Genomic DNA, 17,044 nt, shown 5'->3' with positions numbered 1-17,044 from the left:
GCCGGTCGGCTCGCTCGTGGCTCGCGCCCGCGGCGGTGCCTACTGCGGCTCGGCCTTGGGCTGAGGGTGGAGCTCGGGCTGAGGGTGGAGTTCGGGCTGAGGGTGGAGCTCGGGCTGAGGCCGGAATTCGGGCTCGGGCGCGGGCTGCGGGTGCGGCTGTAGCTGGGGCTCAAGCTGTGACGGCTCTTGGACCGAGGGCTGCTGCTGAGCCGAGGGCTGCTCCTGGGCCGGTGACTGCTGCTGGGCGCGGGGCGTGGCGCGTTCCAAGAAGCGCAGCAGCTCCACCGGGAAGGGCAGCACCAGCGTGGAGTTCTTCTCGGCCGCTACGGCCACCACGGTCTGCAGCAGCCGCAGTTGGAGCGCCGAGGGCTCGTCCGACATCTCGTGCGCGGCTTCGGCCAGCTTCTTCGACGCCTGCAACTCCGCGTCGGCGTTGATGACGCGCGCCCGCCGCTCCCGGTCGGCCTCGGCCTGCCGGGCCATCGACCGCTTCATGGTCTCCGGGAGGGACACGTCCTTGATCTCCACCCGGTCGATCTGCACGCCCCACCCCACGGCCGGGCTGTCGATCATCAGCTCCAGGCCCTGGTTGAGCTTCTCGCGGTTGGAGAGCAGATCGTCCAGGTCGCTCTTGCCGATGATCGAGCGCAGCGAGGTCTGGGCCATCTGGGAGACGGCGAAGCGGTAGTCCTCGACCTCGACGACGGCGCTGGCCGCGTCGACCACCTTGAAGTACACGACCGCGTCCACGCGGACCGTGACGTTGTCACGGGTGATGCCCTCCTGGGCGGGCACCGGCATCGTGACGATCTGCATGTTCACCTTGCGCAGCCGGTCCACGGCCGGGATCACCATCGTGAACCCGGGCCCGCGCACGGAGTCCCGCAGCCGGCCGAGGCGGAAGACCACGCCCCGCTCGTACTGCTTGACCACACGGGCCGCCGCGAGTGCGTACAGCACACCCGCGGACACGACCGCCGCTCCTGCTGCCACCAGCTCCTCGACCATCACGGCCCCCTAGCCGTCCTGGGCCCCTCCCCGTCGCCACCTCCGGCAGCGGGGAGGGCGGGTGTTATTTCCCACGGTATGCCCGCTACGGGCAGCGGTCGAGTCCCTGACGGCGGGCCCCTGATGGCGGAGCCCCCGGCCGCCGGGCCCGGTCAGCCCGAGATCAGCCGCTCGATCGCGGCGGTGACGTGCTCGGCGTACGGGCGCAGGCGCGGCGCGAGGTCGTCCCAGCGCTCGCGCTCCGCGCCGGGAGGGCCGGAAGCGCCGAGAGGGCCGGGAGTCCCGGGAGGGCCGAGGTAGCCGGCCCGGGCGCGGGACAGCACGGGACGGTGCTCCTCGGGGAGCCGGACGAGCGCCCAGGCAGCGGCGGCGTCCTTGGAACAGATCTCCCCGGTCGCCAGGGTCCGCCAGACGCGGGCGAGCGTCAGGACGGCGTTGCGGGTGTCGTCCGCCAGCTCGGCCAGCAGCTCCGGCACCCCGGCGACGATGCCGCGGCGCAGGTCGTCGTGGGGTACGGCGTCGAGCACGGCGGCCGGGGGCGGCCCGTACAGCGGGGCGTCGCCGAGCAGCACCATGGTGATCAGCGGCGCGAGGTCGGGGCTGTCCCCCGGCTCCGGCGTGTGCCCGCGCTCGTACTCCGTACGCAGCCACTCCCCGTACTGGAACTCGCAGCGCGGCGGGTACCGCCACGGCCGCACCGCGTCCTGGACGACGATCGTCAGCTCGACGGGCCTGGCTTCCGACACCTCGCCGGGCCGGGCGTCCGCCAGCGCGACGGGCCTGGCGTCCGACGCCCCGCCGGGCCGGGCTTCCGCCACCTCGTCGGGCTGGGGGTCCGCCACCTCGTCGGGCCGCCGGGCGTCCCCGCCAACGGCTCCGGAGATCTCCAGCAGCGCGGTCACGAGCGCCCGCCGCTCCCCCTCGGTCGTGCGCCGCCGCAGCACGGCCAGTACGTCGATGTCGCTGCTCGGCCGCAGCCCGTCCAGCACGGCGGAGCCATGGAGGTACGCGCCGGCGACATCCGCGCCGAACACCTGCCGCACCAGCCGTACGACCTCTTCCACCTGCGCTTCCGTCGTCGTCACGGTCCGGATCGTAGGGAGCGGGCGCGGCGGGGGCCAAGGGTTTCCGGCGCGGCACCGCCGCCGTACGGGCACCGCTTAATCTGTTGATCATGACCGATTCCGCAGACGTACGCCGCATCGCCCTCTCCCTGCCGGAGACGGTGGAGAAGGAGGCGTGGTCCATGCCCACCTTCCGCGTCGCCGGCAAGATGTTCGTCACGGTCCCCGACGACGAGACCTCGTTCGCCGTGCGCTGCCCGATGCACGAGCGGCAGGAGCTGATCGCGGCGGAGCCGGAGAAGTTCTGGGTGCCGCCCCACGAGGCCGGCTCCAACTGGGTGCGCGTACGGCTCGCCGCCCTGGAGGACCTCGACGAGCTGCGGGACATCCTCGTCGACTCCTGGAAGCAGGCGGCCCCGCCGCACCTGCTGGACGCCTTCACCGGGGCGGCCTGAGCGTGCGACCCGACCAACTCACGTATCTGAGGCGGGGGTTATGGATCGTCGGCACGACAGCCGTCGTCACCGTCGCCCTGACCGCGTGGTGGCTCTGGGAGGACCGACTCAAGAACCATCGCGATGACGGGCTGGTGTCGAGCCAGGTGCTGGTGAGCCGGGACGGACGTACGCTCACCGCCGCCGTCTCATGGTCCCCCTGCCAGGAGGCGGGGCCCGAGCTGGCGGCACGGGAGTCCTCCGACGCCGTCGCCGTGACGATCAGGACAGGCATTTCCAACCTGTCGCACCCCTGCGAGACCACGAAATATCAACAAGTCGCCGTCACGCTGCGGGAGCCCTTGGGACAGCGGCGGCTCGTCGACGCCTCGACCGGCGGCCGCATCCCCCCTTTCGACGGCGCTTTCCTCCTCACCCCCCGCTACCTCCCCACGGGATACGCGCAGACGGACGCCATGTACCAGGAGGAACCCGGCCCCCGGCCCGGCCTGCCGTACCTGCTGGAGCGCGAGCACGAGCCCGGTCCCGCCTGGACCCGCTACTACCGCGAGGGCTCGGGGCTTCCGTCGCTGGCCATCGCGCAGATCACCGGGAGGGGGCAGCAGGGCGGCGGCGAGGGGAAGGCGGTGTCGGTCGGCGGGCTGTCCGGCCGCTTCTTCGACGGGCCGGGGTCCGAGCACGGCGTGACCTGGTTCGACGGGACCTTCACCTACATGGTGTGCGACTCGGGCGCGCACCTGGCCCCCGGCGAACTGCTGAAGATCGCGGAACGGCTCGGCGGCGGGGAACGGGGCGGAGGCGCGTACGGGCCTGCGGCGCTCCCCCGGTGAGTCGCGTACGCGCGCCTGCCCCCGGCCGGTGTCGCGGCCGGGGGCAGGCGGGACGGGGAAGGCCGTGAAGGTGGGGAAGAAAGGCCGCGCCTTCCCTCGGAACGTGCTCGGGACGTGCTCGGAGCAGGGTCAGAGCCCGGCCGGAACACGATCAGAGCTCGGTCAGAGCTCAGTCAGCACTCGGTCAGAGCTCGGTCAGAAGAGGCTCACGCCGTAGGCGTTCATCGCTTCGACCACCGGCTGGAAGAACGTCGTCCCGCCGGAGGTGCAGTTGCCGCTGCCGCCGGAGGTGAGTCCGTAGGCGGTGGAACCGGAGTAGAGCGAGCCGCCGCTGTCGCCGGGCTCGGCGCAGACGGTGGTCTTGATCAGACCGGAGACGATGTCGCCGCTGCCGTAGTTGACGGTCTGGTTCAGCGCGGTGACCCTGCCGCTGTGGGTGCCGGTGGTGGAGCCGCGCCGGGTGACGTTCTGGCCCACGGTGGGGTCGGCGGCCTTGGTGATGGCCTGGCTGCCTACGGCGCTGGGGTGGGCCAGCGAGGTGTTCGTGTACTGCACGATGCCGTAGTCGTTGCCGGGGAAGCTCGTGCCCGTGGTGGGGCCGATGCTCGTGGTCTTGCTGGAGTTCGCGTAGTAGGGCGGCTTGCCCTCGGTGCAGTGTCCGGCCGTGAGCAGGTAGTACGTGTTGCCCTTGCGCACGTTGAAGCCGAGGGAGCAGCGCCAGCTCGGCGCGTAGATCGCGTCGCCGCCGGAGAGCAGCTTGCGCAGCTTGCCCTTCATGTGCTCGATGCGGATGGCGCCGGCGTTGGCGCCCGCCGCGGACTTGATCTTGGCGATGTCGGCCGCGGTGACGGTCTCGTCGACCGCGACGGTGACGGAGTTGGTCTTGCGGTCCACCGACCAGGCCGTGCCCGCGACGTCGGCGCTCCGCACGGCCGAGTCGACGGAGGAGAGCTGGGCGGCGCTGTACGGCTCGACGGACCGGGCGCCGTCGGCGTGGGCGTTGGTGGAGACCAGCGCCGTCGCGGCCGCGAGGCCGGCGGCCGTGGCGAGCAGGCCGGAACGTCTCACGATGCCGCTGCGGGGGGTGGTGCGCTTGATCCTCACGTTCTTCCTCCCGAGGGGGGTAGGGGGCCCGCCGTGGGGTGGACGGGCCCGTGAGGCGCAGTCAAAGGGCACACCGGATTCCGTTTTCCGCCGTGCCCCTGACAAGCGCTGCTGCGGAGTATCGAGGCGTGCGGACGGCGGACGCAAGGGCGGCTTTCGGACGGCCGTCGGCGGCACAACGGCCATGGCCCCGACGGCACTTGGGCCGCCGGGGCTGGTGCTGACCCCCTCGGGTCGGCGATAGGACGTATCGGCGGGCCGGTCGGTTCCACCCTCGTCTCCCGGCCTGTTCCTCCCCCGTCCCCGGCCTGTTCCGGCACCGCCCTCTCAGCGCCCCGCGGCCGGTTCCGTCAGCGCGTCAGCCGGTTGCGCTCCCCCGCCCGTACCTCGATCGGCAGGGTGTTGCCCGGCGGCGGGAACGGGCAGATGAAGTGGTCGGCGAAGGCGCACGGCGGCAGCAGGGTCCGGTTGAAGTCCACGGTCACCGTTCCGTCCGCGGCCGGGGCCGGCGGGCGCAGGAAGCGGAAGCGGTAGCTGTCGTGGCCGCTCGTGCCGTCGGCGAGTACGGCCCACAGCGAGCCGTCGTCCTCGACCGCGACCTGGAGCGTGTGCTCGGCGCCGTCGACCGTGAAGGCCAGTTCGCCGCCGAGCCCGAGGCCCCGTTCCCGGCCGTCGGCGTTGCCCACGCGTACGGTGCGGCTCGCGTCGTACGGGCGGAACTCCCCCGCCAGCACCCACCGTTCGTCGTAGTCGAAGACGTCGATCCCGGCGAAGGCGCGGCGGTTCTCGGCGTCCGGGTCGAAGACCCGCACGGCCCACAGTCCCTCGCGGCGCAGCACGACGTAGCGCTGTGCGCCGCGGGCGACGCGGGCCGTCCCCGGGCCGTCGTCCGCGCCGAGCCGGACCTCGCCGTCCAGCGGCCGGCCGTCAAAAGTCAGTCCGTCGGCGGCCGTCGCACCGAGCACGATCGTGTCGTCACCGGCCCCCTCGGTCCAGCGCCCCGGCAGGACGGTGCCGTCCAAGGTCTCCAGGCGGCCGTCCACGGCGTCGGCGAGCCAGTGCGTGCCGGTGAGCGCGAGCGGTCCGTACGGCTCGGAGACCGTCGCCACGCGGTTCTCGTGCCAGGTCTTCCACTGCTGCCGCGCGTCGTCGCCGCTGCCGTTCATGCCACCCATGCCGCTCATATCGCTCATGTCGTTCAACCTTTCACAGCCGCTCCGCGCGTGCCACGCGCGGGGGCGGGGGCGTCCGGGTCCTTCGCGTCGGGGTCCTTCGGGTCAGGGGCCGGGGCGTCCGGGGCCGGGGCGGCGGGCGGCCGGGCCAGGCCCAGGTGGTCGCGGAGGGTCGTGCCTTCGTACCGGGTGCGGAACGAGCCGCGCTCCTGGAGCAGCGGCACGACGCGCGCCACGAAGTCGTCGAGCCCGCCGGGCGTGAGGTGCGGAATGAGGATGAAGCCGTCGGCGGCGTCCGTCTGCACGAACTCGTCCAGCTCCGCCGCGACGCTCTCGGGAGTCCCGATGAACGACTGCCGCCCGGTCGTCTCGATCACCGTCTGCCGGATGGAGAGCCCCTTGGCCGCCGCCAGCGCCCGCCATTTCGCGGCGACGGCCAGCGGGTCGCCGATCCGGACCCGGCCCTGGACCAGTTGGCTCTCAGGGTCCGGGTCGATGTCGGGCAGCGGCCCGTCCGGGTCGTACGCGGACAGGTCGCGGCCCCAGACCTGTTCCAGGGCGAGGATCGCGTTCTGCGGCGAGACCTGGAGCCGGCGGATCTCGGCGGCCTTCTCCTGCGCCTCGGCGGCGGTGTCGCCGAGCGCGAACGTCGCACCGGGCATGATCTTGAGGTCCGCCGGGCGCCGGCCGTACGCGCCGAGCCGCCGCTTCACGTCGGCGTAGAACGCGCGGCCCGCCGCCAACGTGCCGTGCCGGGTGAAGACGATGTCGGCGGCGGAGGCCGCGAACTCGCGGCCCTCGTCGGAGTCGCCCGCCTGGATGACCACGGGATGGCCCTGCGGGCCGCGCCGCACGCCGAACTCGCCCGAGATGTCGAAGTGCCGCCCGCTGTGGGCGAACGGGCGCGGGGCGCCGCCGCCATCCCAGGAGTCCCACAGTTCACGGGCTACCGCGACGAACTCGGCGGCTCGGGTGTAGCGGTCAGCCCGGTCGAGGTAGCCGCCGCGCCGGAAGTTCTCGCCGGTGAAGGCGTCGGAGGAGGTGACGACGTTCCAGGCGGCCCGGCCGCCGCTGAGGTGGTCCAGCGTGCCGAGCCGACGGGCCAGTTCGTACGGCTCGTTGAAGGTGGCGTTCACCGTGGCGGCGAGCCCGAGGCGGTCGGTGACGGCGGCGAGGGCGTTCAGCACGGTGATCGACTCGGGGCGGCCGACCACGTCGAGGTCGTGGATACGGCCCTTGTGCTCGCGCAGCCGCAGCCCCTCGGCGAGGAAGAAGAAGTCGAACAGGCCGCGCTCGGCGGTGCGGGCCAGATGCTCGAAGGAGGAGAAGTCGATCTGGCTGCCGGAGCGCGGATCGGCCCAGACGGTCGTGGCGTTGACGCCCGGGAAGTGGGCGGCGAGGTGGATCTGCTTCTTGACCGGCGTGTTCATGCGATGCCTCCGGCGGGTGCGGGCGCGTAGCGGCCGGCGGGGCGCGCCAGGCCGAGGTGGGCGCGGAGCGTGGCGCCGGGATAGAAGGTGCGGAAGACGCCGCGGTGCTGGAGCAGCGCCACCGTGCCGTTGACGAACCGCTCCAGGTCGCCGTCCGGGTCGGCGGGCGTGATGTGGAAGCCGTCCGCGGCCCCGGCCTCGTACCAGTCGCCGATCAGCGCGGCGAGGCCGACGGGGCCGCCCCGGTAGCGCGTGCGCCCGCCGCGGCCGGCCGTGAGTTTCCCCTCGTACGAGGCGGAGTCGGCCGACGCCGCGCGCTCGCCGTCGGTCAGGTCGACGGTCAGCGCGGCCAGGACCGTCAGCGCGTCCGGGTCGCGGCCGTGCGCCGCCGCGCGGCCGCGCAGATCCGCCCGCGCCCCGGCGGCGCCGCTCCGGTTCATGGCCCGTACGTACGCGATGTCGGCGTGCCGGGCCGCGGCCTCGCGCGGCAGCGAAGCGGTGGCGTCCACCGCGATGACCGGCCGGCCCTGGGGCGGCCTCGGCACGATCGCCGGGCCGCGCACGGAGAAGTCGCCGCCCTCGAAGTCGACGTAGTGCAGCTTGTCGCGGTCGATGAAGCGGCCGGTGGCGACGTCCCTGATCTCGGCGTCGTCCTCCCAACTGTCCCAGAGCCGCCCGGCCACGTCGGCGACCTCCGCCGCCTCGCGCCACAGGGCCCGCGCCGGGGCCGCGGGGCGGCGGCCGAAGAGCCGCGCCTCGGCCTCCGTCGTCGACACGTCCACGGTCCAGCCGGCCCGGCCGCGGCTGACCCAGTCGAGGGTCGCGACGGCGCTGGAGACGTGGAACGGCTCGGTGTGCGTGGTGGTGACGGTCGGCACCAAGCCGATCCGTTCCGTCGCGGGCGCGACGCGGGCCAGCACGGCGAGGGCGTCCGGGCCCCGCCGCGTGAAGGAGTCGCCGAGGGTGACGAAGTCGAGCCTGCCGCGCTCGGCGAGGCGGGCGGCGCGGATGTACGGCTCGGCGTCGAGCGCGTCCGCGGCATCGCCGCGGCCGATGGCGGCGGCCAGCCGCAGCGGTCGGGAGGGAGAGGGTAGTACGGACATGGTCGGTGCCTGCCTTCTTTCGGCCTTCGATGGTCCGACTTTCGGTTTTGGGCGGTCCGGCTTTCGGCGGTCCGGTCTTCGGCGGTCCGGCTTTCGGCGGACCGGTCTTCAGCGGTCCGGTCTTCGGCGGTCCGGCTTTCGGTGATCCGGTCTTCGGCGGTCCGGCTTTCGGCGGTCCGGCTTTCGGCGGTCCGGTCTTCGGCGCGTCTCGCGGGTCGGTCAGGCGCTGAGCGGTGCGCGACACGACGCGTCGCGGAGGAAGGTGAGCAGGGCCCGCGCGGTGGCGTCGTTCTGCCGGAAGGCGGGCGCGTTGGTACGGGGCCGGGCGAAGGCGCCGGAGGAGCGGGCGTCGGTGGGGGCGCCGATGGCGAAGCGGCGGGGGTGCGGGCGGCCCGTACGGTCCAGGACGCGCGCGTCCGCGGGGCTGACGGCGAGCAGCCCGGCCGGGGTCGCCGCCGCTCCGTCCGTGTGCAGGCCGCGCAGCAGCGGGTCCCGCGAGCGGGTCACGGACGGCGCGGGCAGCCGGGCCTCGACGAGCGCTCTCGCCTCGACGGCGTGGCCGGGCACGCTCGCGCCGGCCGCCCGGAAGACGCCGCGCTCGGGGTCGGCGGTCACGGTCAGGTCCGCGCCGAGGAAGCGCACGACGCCGGCGCGGGAGAGGGCGAGGAGCCCGCGGAGCCGGGGGCCGGGCGGGCCCGAGGCCACGTAGCTGAAGAAGCCGTGCCACCACGGGCCCAGGTCGCCCAGGCGCGTCAACTGCCCGTAGACGGACAGCAGGGCGAGGAAGACGGCCAGGTCGGGGCTGTGCGCGGGGTCGTGGGCGCGGGCGAGGTCGGCCTCGATGTAGCCGCGCAGGCCGTCCTGGAGGGCGTCCGCGCCGTCGTAGCGCAGGCCCGCGAGGGGGCGGTCGAGCGCGTCGAGGTCGAGCCGGTCGGCGGGGTCGGGCACGGAGGCGGCGACCAGCGCCCGGAGCGCGGGGCCGCCGGGGTCGCAGGCCGCGTACTTCTCCTCGAAGTCCCGCCAGTCGACGGCCGTACGGTGCGGGTGGGCGGTGAACAGCCGGTGGTAGTGGGCGAAGCCCAGCTCCTTCTCGATCAGCGGCCAGACGTCGCGCCGGAAGTCGCGCGGACCGGGGCGGGCGAGGACCGCGTCGACCTGTGCCGGGCCGAAGAAGCGGGGCAGCGGGGGCGCCTCGCCGCGCAGCGGGTAGCCGAGCTTGGAGTGGTACGGGACGCCGCGCCGCGAGCCGACGTGCAGGACGGGTTCGCGCCCGGAGGGGTGGTAGGTCAGCGTGCCGCCGGGGCCGTCGTCCGTATAGCGTCCGCCGCGCCCCTCGGTGAGCAGCACCATCAGGTCGATGAAGGCCAGCCCGAAGCCTCGTACGATGACGGGCTCGCCGGGGCGCAGCCCGGTCAGGTCGCTGTCGGCGGTGAACTCCGGCGGAAGGTAGGTCAGTTGGTGTTCGGCCGCGAAGGACGCGAGGGCGCGCTGTTCGTCGTCGGGTTCGGCGTCGAGGTGGCCGAGGGCGAGGACGACGAGGTCGGCGAGGAGCGGGGTGGGCCCGTCCGCGAGCCATACCTGCTGCCGCCCGTCGCGCGGCCCGGAGACGCGGACGGCGCGGCGGCGGTGTTCGTGGACGGTGATGTGCGGGGGCAGGGCGGCCAGCGCCCGCTCGTACACCCAGCGCAGATACGCGCTCTGGAGCCGCCTGCTGGCGAAGGTCTGTCCGGTCAACCCGGCCAGTTCCGCCGCCGTTTCGGGGTCGAGGTCCACGGTGAGCGCGCCGGTGCGGACGAGGTCGGCCCATTCGGCGAGGGACGGGCCGGGGCGGACCGGGCCCTCGTGCGTGACGGAGTCGTCGCTGAACATCGTGACGTCCTCGGCCATGGAGTTCATCCACAGCAGCCGCGACTGGTCGTGCCGCCAGATCCGGCCGCCGCCGGGCGGATGCGGATCGACGAGGTGGATGTCGAGGCGGGCGCCGTCGAGGAGTTCGGGCGCGTTGGCGGCGATCCGTTCGAGGACTCCGGTGGCGCGCGGCCCGGCGCCGACGATCACGAGGGCGGGTATGAGGGCGCCGCTCGGTCCGTACGCCGAGGAAGGCCCGGAGAGTACGGAGGGCGGGGCGGGGAGGGTTTCGTGGGGCGTGGCTGCGCTGCCCAAAGACATGCGGAGGCTCCGTGGATGCAGAGATCGAGCACGGGATACGCCTTCACACGCGGGCCGCGCCCCTCAGCGCAGCCGTGACAGGAGGCTAAGCCGCCCGTACGGTCCGCTGTCAACCCCGTCCGCACTGTGAGCCGTACGTCTCCTATCAGTTGACGAGGAAACGGATGCCTGCTCCACTTGGGCCATGCATTCACGGCAGCGGCTGGTCACGCGGGACCACATCGACTTCGGTCGGGTGTGGTCGTCCTCCTGTCAGAGCTGACCTCCCGCCCCGGCGCCCGGTCCTGTCCCTGGCTCCGAGCCCGCCCCTCGCGGCGCGGCGGCGGCATACGCGCGTTCCTTCCGCGCCTTCACACGCCTGAGCGGTCTGCTTCCGCTCGCTCCCCTCCCCTCCCCTCCCCTCCCCTCAGCACTGCGCACCGCACACCGGGCCGCGCCGTACGCGCCGCTTCCCCGCGCCCGTACGACCCGACCCGCCTTCCGTCCGGCGCCCGCTTCCCACGCCCGGGTCACACACCACGCACCGCACCCAGAAGGCCCCCGTATGCGTTCCGAAGTCCTGCCCCCGAGCGGGGGCGCCCCGGCCCTGACCGTTCGCCACACCACCGTCGCCGACCCGCTCGCCCGCCCGCTGCTCGACGAGCTGACGCACGAGTACACCGACCGCTACGGCTCCTCTTCCGACCTGTACGGCTACCCGGCCGCCGAATTCGCCCCGCCCGACGGCGCGTTCGTCCTGCTGCTGGAGGGCGGGGCGGCCATCGCGGGCGGCGCGTTCCGCCGGCACGAGTCCGCCGGTCCGCCGACCGCGGAGCTCAAGCGCATCTGGACGCACTCGGCGCACCGCCGCCGCGGGCTGGCCCGGCGCGTGCTGCTCGTGCTGGAGCGGGAGGCCGCCGCGCGCGGCTACGCGCGGCTCTTCCTGACCACCGGCCCCCGCCAGCCGGAGGCCAAGGGGCTTTATCTGGCCGCCGGTTACCGTCCGCTCTTCGACGTGCGCGCGGACCCGGAGACGATCGGCCTGCTGCCGTTCGAGAAGCGCCTCGACGGCTCGGAGCGCCGCGCGCCGTGAGAGCCGCCGCCCGAACCGCGGCAGGGTCCCTGCCGCGCTGACCACCGCAGACGGCCCGTCCGCCGGGCGGCGAGGAGGCCCGTAGGGACACGGGTACGGGCCGGGGCGCGCCCCGGTCGCCACCGCTCGGCCGCCCCCGGTGCGGCCGTATACCCGAAGGCCGCGGTGATCGTCGGCTCCGCCGGCGGGGCCCGTACAGACAGGCTCCGCCCCGTTCCGCCCCTGGCCGCCGGACCGCCGGTGACGGCACGTCACAGCAGGTCAGGGCGGGGCCGCACGGTCGGGGGCGGGACCGGGCGGCCGGGCGTGGCGACTGCGCGCGACCGGAATCACGTCACGTTCGGTACTGAAATCAACTCACCTGGTTATAAATCGACAACCCGTCACACTCTTTGCACCAGATGCGTCACGAAACCCCCGTGCGGCGGCTATCCACTTGGCACATCATCAGCATCATGGACGACCATAGGAAGGCGGACGGTACACACCGCGGGTGAGAGGAGGCGTCCATGGGATCGGTGCGCAAGGCGAGTGCCTGGCTTGGCCTCGTCGACGACAGCGATGAAGAGCGCTACTACGACGACGAGTACGCCGAGGGGACCGACGTCCGGGAGTCCTGGGTGACGAGCCCGCGGGTGCGGGTGGCCGAGGAGGCGGCGGAGGAAGAGGGCACGCGCATCGCTACGGTCACCCCGGAGAGCTTCCGGGACGCCCGCGGCATCGGCGAGCTGTTCCGGGACGGCATTCCGGTGATCGTGAACCTCACGGGCATGGAGCCCACCGACGCCAAGCGCGTGGTGGACTTCGCGGCCGGCCTCACCTTCGGGCTGCGCGGCTCGATCGACCGCGTCGCCAACCGGGTCTTCCTGCTCACGCCCCCCGACTACCAGGTCCTCAGCGGCGAGCCCGGCGGCCGCCGGACCGGCTTCTTCAACCAGAGCTGAGCGCGTTCCTGCCTCCGGCCGCCGACGGCCGGCCGGAAGCGGGGACGGTTCGGCGCGGTCCGTCCGTTCGCCGGAAGGCGCCCTGGTAGCGCGGTCCGTCCGTACAGCGGAGTCCGTCCGTCCGTCGGAAGGCGTCCCGTCACCGGAAGGCGTCGAGCCCGGTGAGCGCCTTTCCCAGCACCAGTTGGTGCATCTCCACGGTGCCCTCGTAGGTGAGCACCGATTCCAGGTTCGTGGCGTGCCGCATGACGGGGTACTCCAGCGAGATCCCGTTCGCGCCGAGGACCGTACGGGCCGTGCGGCAGATGTCGATGGCCTCCCGCACATTGTTGAGCTTCCCGAAGCTGACCTGCTCGGGCCGGAGCGTGCCCGCGTCCATCCGCCGCCCGAGGTGGTGCGCGAGGAGGATGCCCTTGTGCAGTTCCAGCGCCATGTCGGCGAGCTTGGCCTGGGTGAGCTGGAAGCCGCCGATCGGCCGGCCGAACTGCTCGCGCGTGCGCGCGTACTCCAGCGCCGACTCGAAGGCGGCGCGGGCCGCGCCCATCGACCCCCACACGATCCCGTACCGGGCGTGCGAGAGGCAGCTCAGCGGCCCGCGCAACCCGGTGGCCTCGGGCAGCACGGCGTCCGCGGGCAGCCGCACCTCGTCCAGGACCAGCTCGCTGGTGACGGAGGCCCGCAGCGACCACTTGTGCTTGATCTCCGGCGCGGCGAAGCCGGGGGCGTCGGTCGGCACGAGGAAGCCGCGGATGCCGTCGTCCGTGCGGGCCCAGACCACCGCGACGCCCGCCACCGAGCCGTTGGTGATCCACATCTTGCGGCCCGTCAGCACCCAGTCCGAGCCGTCGCGCTTGGCGTACGTGCGCATGCCCGCCGGGTCCGAGCCGTGGTCCGGCTCCGTCAGCCCGAAGCAGCCGATGGTCTCGCCCGCCGCCATCCCCGGCAGCCACCGCCGCTTCTGCTCCTCGGAGCCGAACCGGTGGATCGCGTACATCGCCAGCGAGCCCTGCACGGAGACCAGGGAGCGGACGCCCGAGTCGGCGGCCTCCAGCTCCAGGCAGGCCAGCCCGTACTGGACGGCGCTCGCGCCCGCGCAGCCGTAGCCCTCCAGCGTCATGCCGAGCGCGCCCATGGAGCCCAGCTCGCGGGTGAGTTCGCGGATGCCGGGCAGTTCCCCGCGCTCGTACCAGTCCGCGATGTGCGGCAGCACCCGGTCGGCGGCCCACTGGCGGACGGTGGTCCGTACGGCGAGGTCCTCGGGGGCGAGGAGGTCGTCGACCCCCAGCGGGTCACTCGGATCGAACGGCGGCAAGGAGCGTACGGACATGTCTGCGCCTCCGGCGGTGATCTTCTCGGCTCGCGGCCGACGCTACGACCGGCCGCCGCCCCGCGTCCAGAGGCCCGGTGCGGGCGGGCGGCCACGCGAGGAGGCCGCCGGATCGCGCCGCGTACGGTCCGCGGCCGGGCGAGCAGCCATCGGGATCAGCCTTCGTGATCAGCCGCCGGACTCGGCCGCCCACGGCCCACCCGGATCAGCCGCCCGACTCCGCCCCGCACGGCTCGCCCCTGCGCGCCCCGCTCCCGGGGTCGGCGGCGGGGCCCTGGCCGGGGATCTCGGGGGCCGGGTCGGGGCCCGGGCCGCCCTCGCACTCCATCACGCGCGGCAGCCGCAGCGCGGCGAGCGCGCCGAGGAGCAGCAGCCCGGCGCTGACGATCAGGGTGACGTGCAGGCCGTGCACGAAGGAGTCGCGGGCGGCGTGGCGCAGCGCGGAGCCGGCCGGGCCGCCGAGCCGCCCGGAGACCTCGTACGCCTCGCCGAGCGAGTGGCTCGCGGCGGTCGCGGAGTCGCCGGGGACGTCGGGGGTGTGCTTGACGCCGGGCGCGTACGCGGCGTTCATGACGCTGCCGAGGAGGGCGATGCCGATGCCGCCGCCGAGCTGGTAGGAGGTCTCGCCGATGGCGGCGGCTCCCCCGGCGGAGGCGACGGGGGCCTCGCTGAGCATGGATTCGTAGGCGCCGAAGAGCGTGGTCTCCAGGCCGAAGCCGAGCAGTATGAAGCTGATGACGAGGAGCGCGGGGCGGTCCTGCTGGCCCATGACGGTCAGCGAGAGGACGGCGCCGGCGGTGAGGAGGAAGCCCAGGCCGACCATGGTGCGGGGGCCGAAGCGGTGCAGTATTCGGGAGCCGACCAGGCCCGCGGCCATCGCGGCGAAGGTGAGCGGCAGCAGCCGCAGGCCGGTCGCGAGGGGGGTGAGGCCGAGGACGAGCTGGAGGTACTGGGCGGCTATGAGTTCGAGGCCGACGAGGGCCAGCATGGCGAGCACGATGCAGCCGACGGAGGTGCCGAAGGCGGGCCGGGCGAACATCGTGAGGTCGACGAGCGGATGCCTGCGGCGCCGCTGGCGGCGGACGAACAGGACGAGCAGGGCCGCGCCGAGGAGGACCGGGGCGAGGGTGCCGGCGGTCAGCAGGTCCTCGCCGCTGCCCGCCCGCTTCACCCCGAGGACGACGCCGAACAGGCCGAACGCGGCCATCAGCGCGCCGAGTACGTCCCAGGGTCCGTCGCGGTCGCCGGTGGACTCGGGCAGCAGCCAGCGGCCGATGGGCAGGCTGACGACCATCAGCGGGATATTGATGAGGAAGACCGAGCCCCACCAGAAGTGTTCGAGGAGGAAGCCGCCGAGCAGCGGGCCGACGGCCGCGCCGACGGCGGCGACCGCGCTCCAGACGCCGATGGCGAGCGCCCGTTCGCGGCGGTCGGGGAAGACCTGACGGAGGATCGACAGCGTCGCGGGCATGATCATCGCGCCGCCGACGCCGAGCAGGGCGCGGGCCGCCACCAGCACCTCGGCGCTGGTGGCGAAGGCCGCGAGCGCCGACGCCAGGCCGAAGGCCCCGTAGCCGAGCAGCAGCACGCGGCGGCGGCCGACGCGGTCGCCGAGGGTGCCGAAGAGGATGAGCAGGGAGGCGCAGACCAGCGGGTAGGCGTCGACGATCCACAGCAGCTCGATCGGGCCGGGGCGCAGGTCCTCGGTGACGGCGGGCACGGCGACGTGCAGCACCGTCGAGTCGAGGGCGATCAGCAGCAGGCTGACGCAGAGCACGACGAGGACGGTCCAGCGGTTGGCGCCGCCCCGGCGTGCGCCTCCTCGCCGGGACGGGCCGTCCGCTGTCGGCCTGGCGCCGGCCGTGGTCGTCCCGGACATTCACACACCTCCGTGTCATGCGCTCGCGCTCGGAACGGGCCAAGGGGGACTGTGGACCCGGCGTCGAGGGGCGAGTGAGTCGTCAGAGTACGCGAGTCCTCCGGGGGGCCGTTGGGCACTCCTCCCGATGGGAGACCGATCGCAGCAGATCACCTGGGTCGGCGGCGGCACAGCGCCCCCGCTCCATACCCCGTCCGCCATGACCGATAATCGTGGCGATGACCGGTCTGACTCCCGCGCTGAGCGCGCCCGCGGGCCCCGGCGTGCGGACGGTGACCGACGCGGTGCGCCGGGCCGCGCCCGCGCTGCTGGCCTTCGCGTGCGTGCGGCTGCTCTCGCTCGTGGTCCTCGCGGTATGGAGCCGGGCGGCGGGCAGCAGCCCGCACCAGTTGCTCTCGGCGCGCTGGGACTCGCTCTGGTACGCCCGCGTCGCCGAGCACGGCTACGGCTACACGCTCGACCTGGGCGGCGGCCGGGTCCACTCGGACCTGGCCTTCTTCCCGCTGCTGCCGTGGCTGGAGCGGTCCCTGGCGGCGTGCTCGCCGCTGTCCGCCGCCGACGCGGGGCTGCTCGTCTCGGCGCTCTCCTCGCTCTTCGCGGCCTGGGCCCTCTTCCTCGTCGGGGAGCGGGTGTACGGGCGGCGGGCGGGCATCGCGCTGGCCGCGCTGTGGGCGGCGCTGCCGGTGTCGGTGGTGCAGTCGATGGCGTACTCCGAGTCGCTGTTCACGGCCCTGGCGGCATGGGGCGTGTACGCGGTGCTGTCCGGCCGCTGGGTCTGGGCGGGGTGCTGCGCGCTGCTGGCGGGGGCGACGCGGCCGGTGGGCGCGGCCGTCGTCGCGGCCGTGTGGGTCGCCGCCGCCGTCGCTTTGGCGTCCGGCGGCCGGTGGCGGACGGCCTGGCGGGCCGAGCGGCGGATGCTGCTGGGGGTGGCGCTCGCGCCGCTGGGCTGGCTCGCGTACGTCGTGTGGGTCGGGGCGCGCGAGGGCGAGGCGCTGGGCTATCTGCGGGTGCAGGGCGGCTGGGGCAACGGCTTCGACGGCGGGCTGGCGTTCGCGTCCTTCGTCGGCGGCCGCCTCGCGAGCCCCGGCGGCGCGCTCGCGGGGGCGGGACTGCTCGCCGGGGTGGTGCTGGTGCTCTGGCTGTACGCGCGCGGCGTACGGCAGGGGCAGCCGCTGCCGCTGCTGGTGTACGCGGGCGTCGTCCTGCTGCTGGCGCTGACGGCGAAGGGCTACTTCGGCTCCAAGCCGCGGCTGATGCTGCCCGCGTTCCCGCTGGTGCTGCCGCTCGCGGTGGCGCTGGCCCGGCTGCGGACCCGGTGGGCCGCGGCGGTGCTCGGGGCGGTGGCGCTGGCGTCAGCGCTGTACGGGGCGTTCTGGCTGAACGGGACGGGGCCGCCGTGACCGGCCGGGCCGCCGTGACCGGTGGGACCGGCGGGACCGGCGGGACCGGCGGGACCGGCAGGACCGGCGGGACCGGCAGGACGGGCG

14 protein-coding genes are annotated in these 17,044 nt (G+C 74.0%); 5 read left to right on the top strand and 9 right to left on the bottom strand.

Going from position 1 to position 17,044, the window contains the following annotated elements; genetic code table 11:
- Positions 1-39: 39 nt before the first annotated feature.
- Together IF55_RS24135 and IF55_RS24130 are read right to left on the bottom strand one after the other, a co-directional pair.
- Complete coding sequence (locus IF55_RS24135; protein ID WP_030886746.1) at positions 40-1,008, bottom strand: SPFH domain-containing protein; 969 nt, start codon at positions 1,006-1,008, stop codon at positions 40-42.
- 152 nt (positions 1,009-1,160) lie between these two features.
- On the bottom strand, positions 1,161-2,093 hold the full coding sequence (locus tag IF55_RS24130; RefSeq protein WP_037966109.1) for an aminoglycoside adenylyltransferase domain-containing protein: 933 nt from the start codon (positions 2,091-2,093) through the stop codon (positions 1,161-1,163).
- A gap of 89 nt (positions 2,094-2,182) precedes the next feature.
- On the opposite strand from IF55_RS24130, the gene IF55_RS24125 reads away from it, so the two are divergent.
- Entirely contained in the window at positions 2,183-2,527 is a 345-nt protein-coding gene (locus tag IF55_RS24125) for an MmcQ/YjbR family DNA-binding protein (protein WP_030886751.1), read from the top strand.
- A gap of 2 nt (positions 2,528-2,529) precedes the next feature.
- Positions 2,530-3,357, top strand: coding sequence for a hypothetical protein (locus IF55_RS24120; RefSeq protein WP_030886753.1), 828 nt, complete (start codon positions 2,530-2,532; stop codon positions 3,355-3,357).
- A gap of 195 nt (positions 3,358-3,552) precedes the next feature.
- Here IF55_RS24120 and IF55_RS24115 read toward each other — a convergent pair whose 3' ends face one another.
- From IF55_RS24115 to IF55_RS24095, 5 genes are all read right to left on the bottom strand, one after another.
- Positions 3,553-4,461: a S1 family peptidase gene (locus IF55_RS24115; RefSeq protein ID WP_030886755.1), complete on the bottom strand. Its 909-nt coding sequence runs from the start codon at positions 4,459-4,461 to the stop codon at positions 3,553-3,555.
- A gap of 350 nt (positions 4,462-4,811) precedes the next feature.
- Positions 4,812-5,645, bottom strand: a complete 834-nt coding sequence (locus IF55_RS24110) for a DUF1684 domain-containing protein (protein WP_245661380.1) — start codon at positions 5,643-5,645, stop codon at positions 4,812-4,814.
- Between the two features lie 14 nt (positions 5,646-5,659).
- Complete coding sequence (locus IF55_RS24105; protein ID WP_078645107.1) at positions 5,660-7,063, bottom strand: NtaA/DmoA family FMN-dependent monooxygenase; 1,404 nt, start codon at positions 7,061-7,063, stop codon at positions 5,660-5,662.
- A complete protein-coding gene (locus IF55_RS24100) occupies positions 7,060-8,166 on the bottom strand; it encodes an LLM class flavin-dependent oxidoreductase (RefSeq protein ID WP_037966113.1) in 1,107 nt (368 codons plus the stop codon). The genes IF55_RS24105 and IF55_RS24100 overlap by 4 nt, the downstream gene beginning before the upstream one ends.
- A gap of 219 nt (positions 8,167-8,385) precedes the next feature.
- A complete protein-coding gene (locus IF55_RS24095) occupies positions 8,386-10,335 on the bottom strand; it encodes an FAD/NAD(P)-binding protein (RefSeq protein ID WP_078645102.1) in 1,950 nt (649 codons plus the stop codon).
- A gap of 544 nt (positions 10,336-10,879) precedes the next feature.
- On the opposite strand from IF55_RS24095, the gene IF55_RS24090 reads away from it, so the two are divergent.
- Both IF55_RS24090 and IF55_RS24085 read left to right on the top strand, forming a co-directional pair.
- On the top strand, positions 10,880-11,407 hold the full coding sequence (locus tag IF55_RS24090) for a GNAT family N-acetyltransferase (protein WP_030886780.1): 528 nt from the start codon (positions 10,880-10,882) through the stop codon (positions 11,405-11,407).
- Between the two features lie 509 nt (positions 11,408-11,916).
- On the top strand, positions 11,917-12,351 hold the full coding sequence (locus IF55_RS24085; protein ID WP_030886782.1) for a cell division protein SepF: 435 nt from the start codon (positions 11,917-11,919) through the stop codon (positions 12,349-12,351).
- A 139-nt stretch (positions 12,352-12,490) separates the two neighbouring features.
- Here IF55_RS24085 and IF55_RS24080 read toward each other — a convergent pair whose 3' ends face one another.
- Together IF55_RS24080 and IF55_RS24075 are read right to left on the bottom strand one after the other, a co-directional pair.
- A complete protein-coding gene (locus tag IF55_RS24080; RefSeq protein WP_030886784.1) occupies positions 12,491-13,678 on the bottom strand; it encodes an acyl-CoA dehydrogenase family protein in 1,188 nt (395 codons plus the stop codon).
- Positions 13,679-13,883: 205 nt separating this feature from the next.
- Positions 13,884-15,557: an MFS transporter gene (locus IF55_RS24075; RefSeq protein ID WP_048832384.1), complete on the bottom strand. Its 1,674-nt coding sequence runs from the start codon at positions 15,555-15,557 to the stop codon at positions 13,884-13,886.
- 218 nt (positions 15,558-15,775) lie between these two features.
- Between IF55_RS24075 and IF55_RS24070 the strand changes: the two genes are divergently transcribed.
- Positions 15,776-16,957 carry a glycosyltransferase family protein gene (locus tag IF55_RS24070; RefSeq protein ID WP_030886791.1) on the top strand — a complete coding sequence of 394 codons (1,182 nt, stop codon included), beginning with the start codon at positions 15,776-15,778 and terminating at the stop codon, positions 16,955-16,957.
- The last annotated feature ends 87 nt before the right edge of the window (positions 16,958-17,044 follow it).

The organism is Streptomyces varsoviensis (assembly GCF_000718635.1).
GTDB lineage: Bacteria > Actinomycetota > Actinomycetes > Streptomycetales > Streptomycetaceae > Streptomyces > Streptomyces varsoviensis.
The sequence above is the reverse complement of the archived record's forward strand: the minus strand, read 5'-3'. Positions and strand labels throughout refer to the sequence as shown.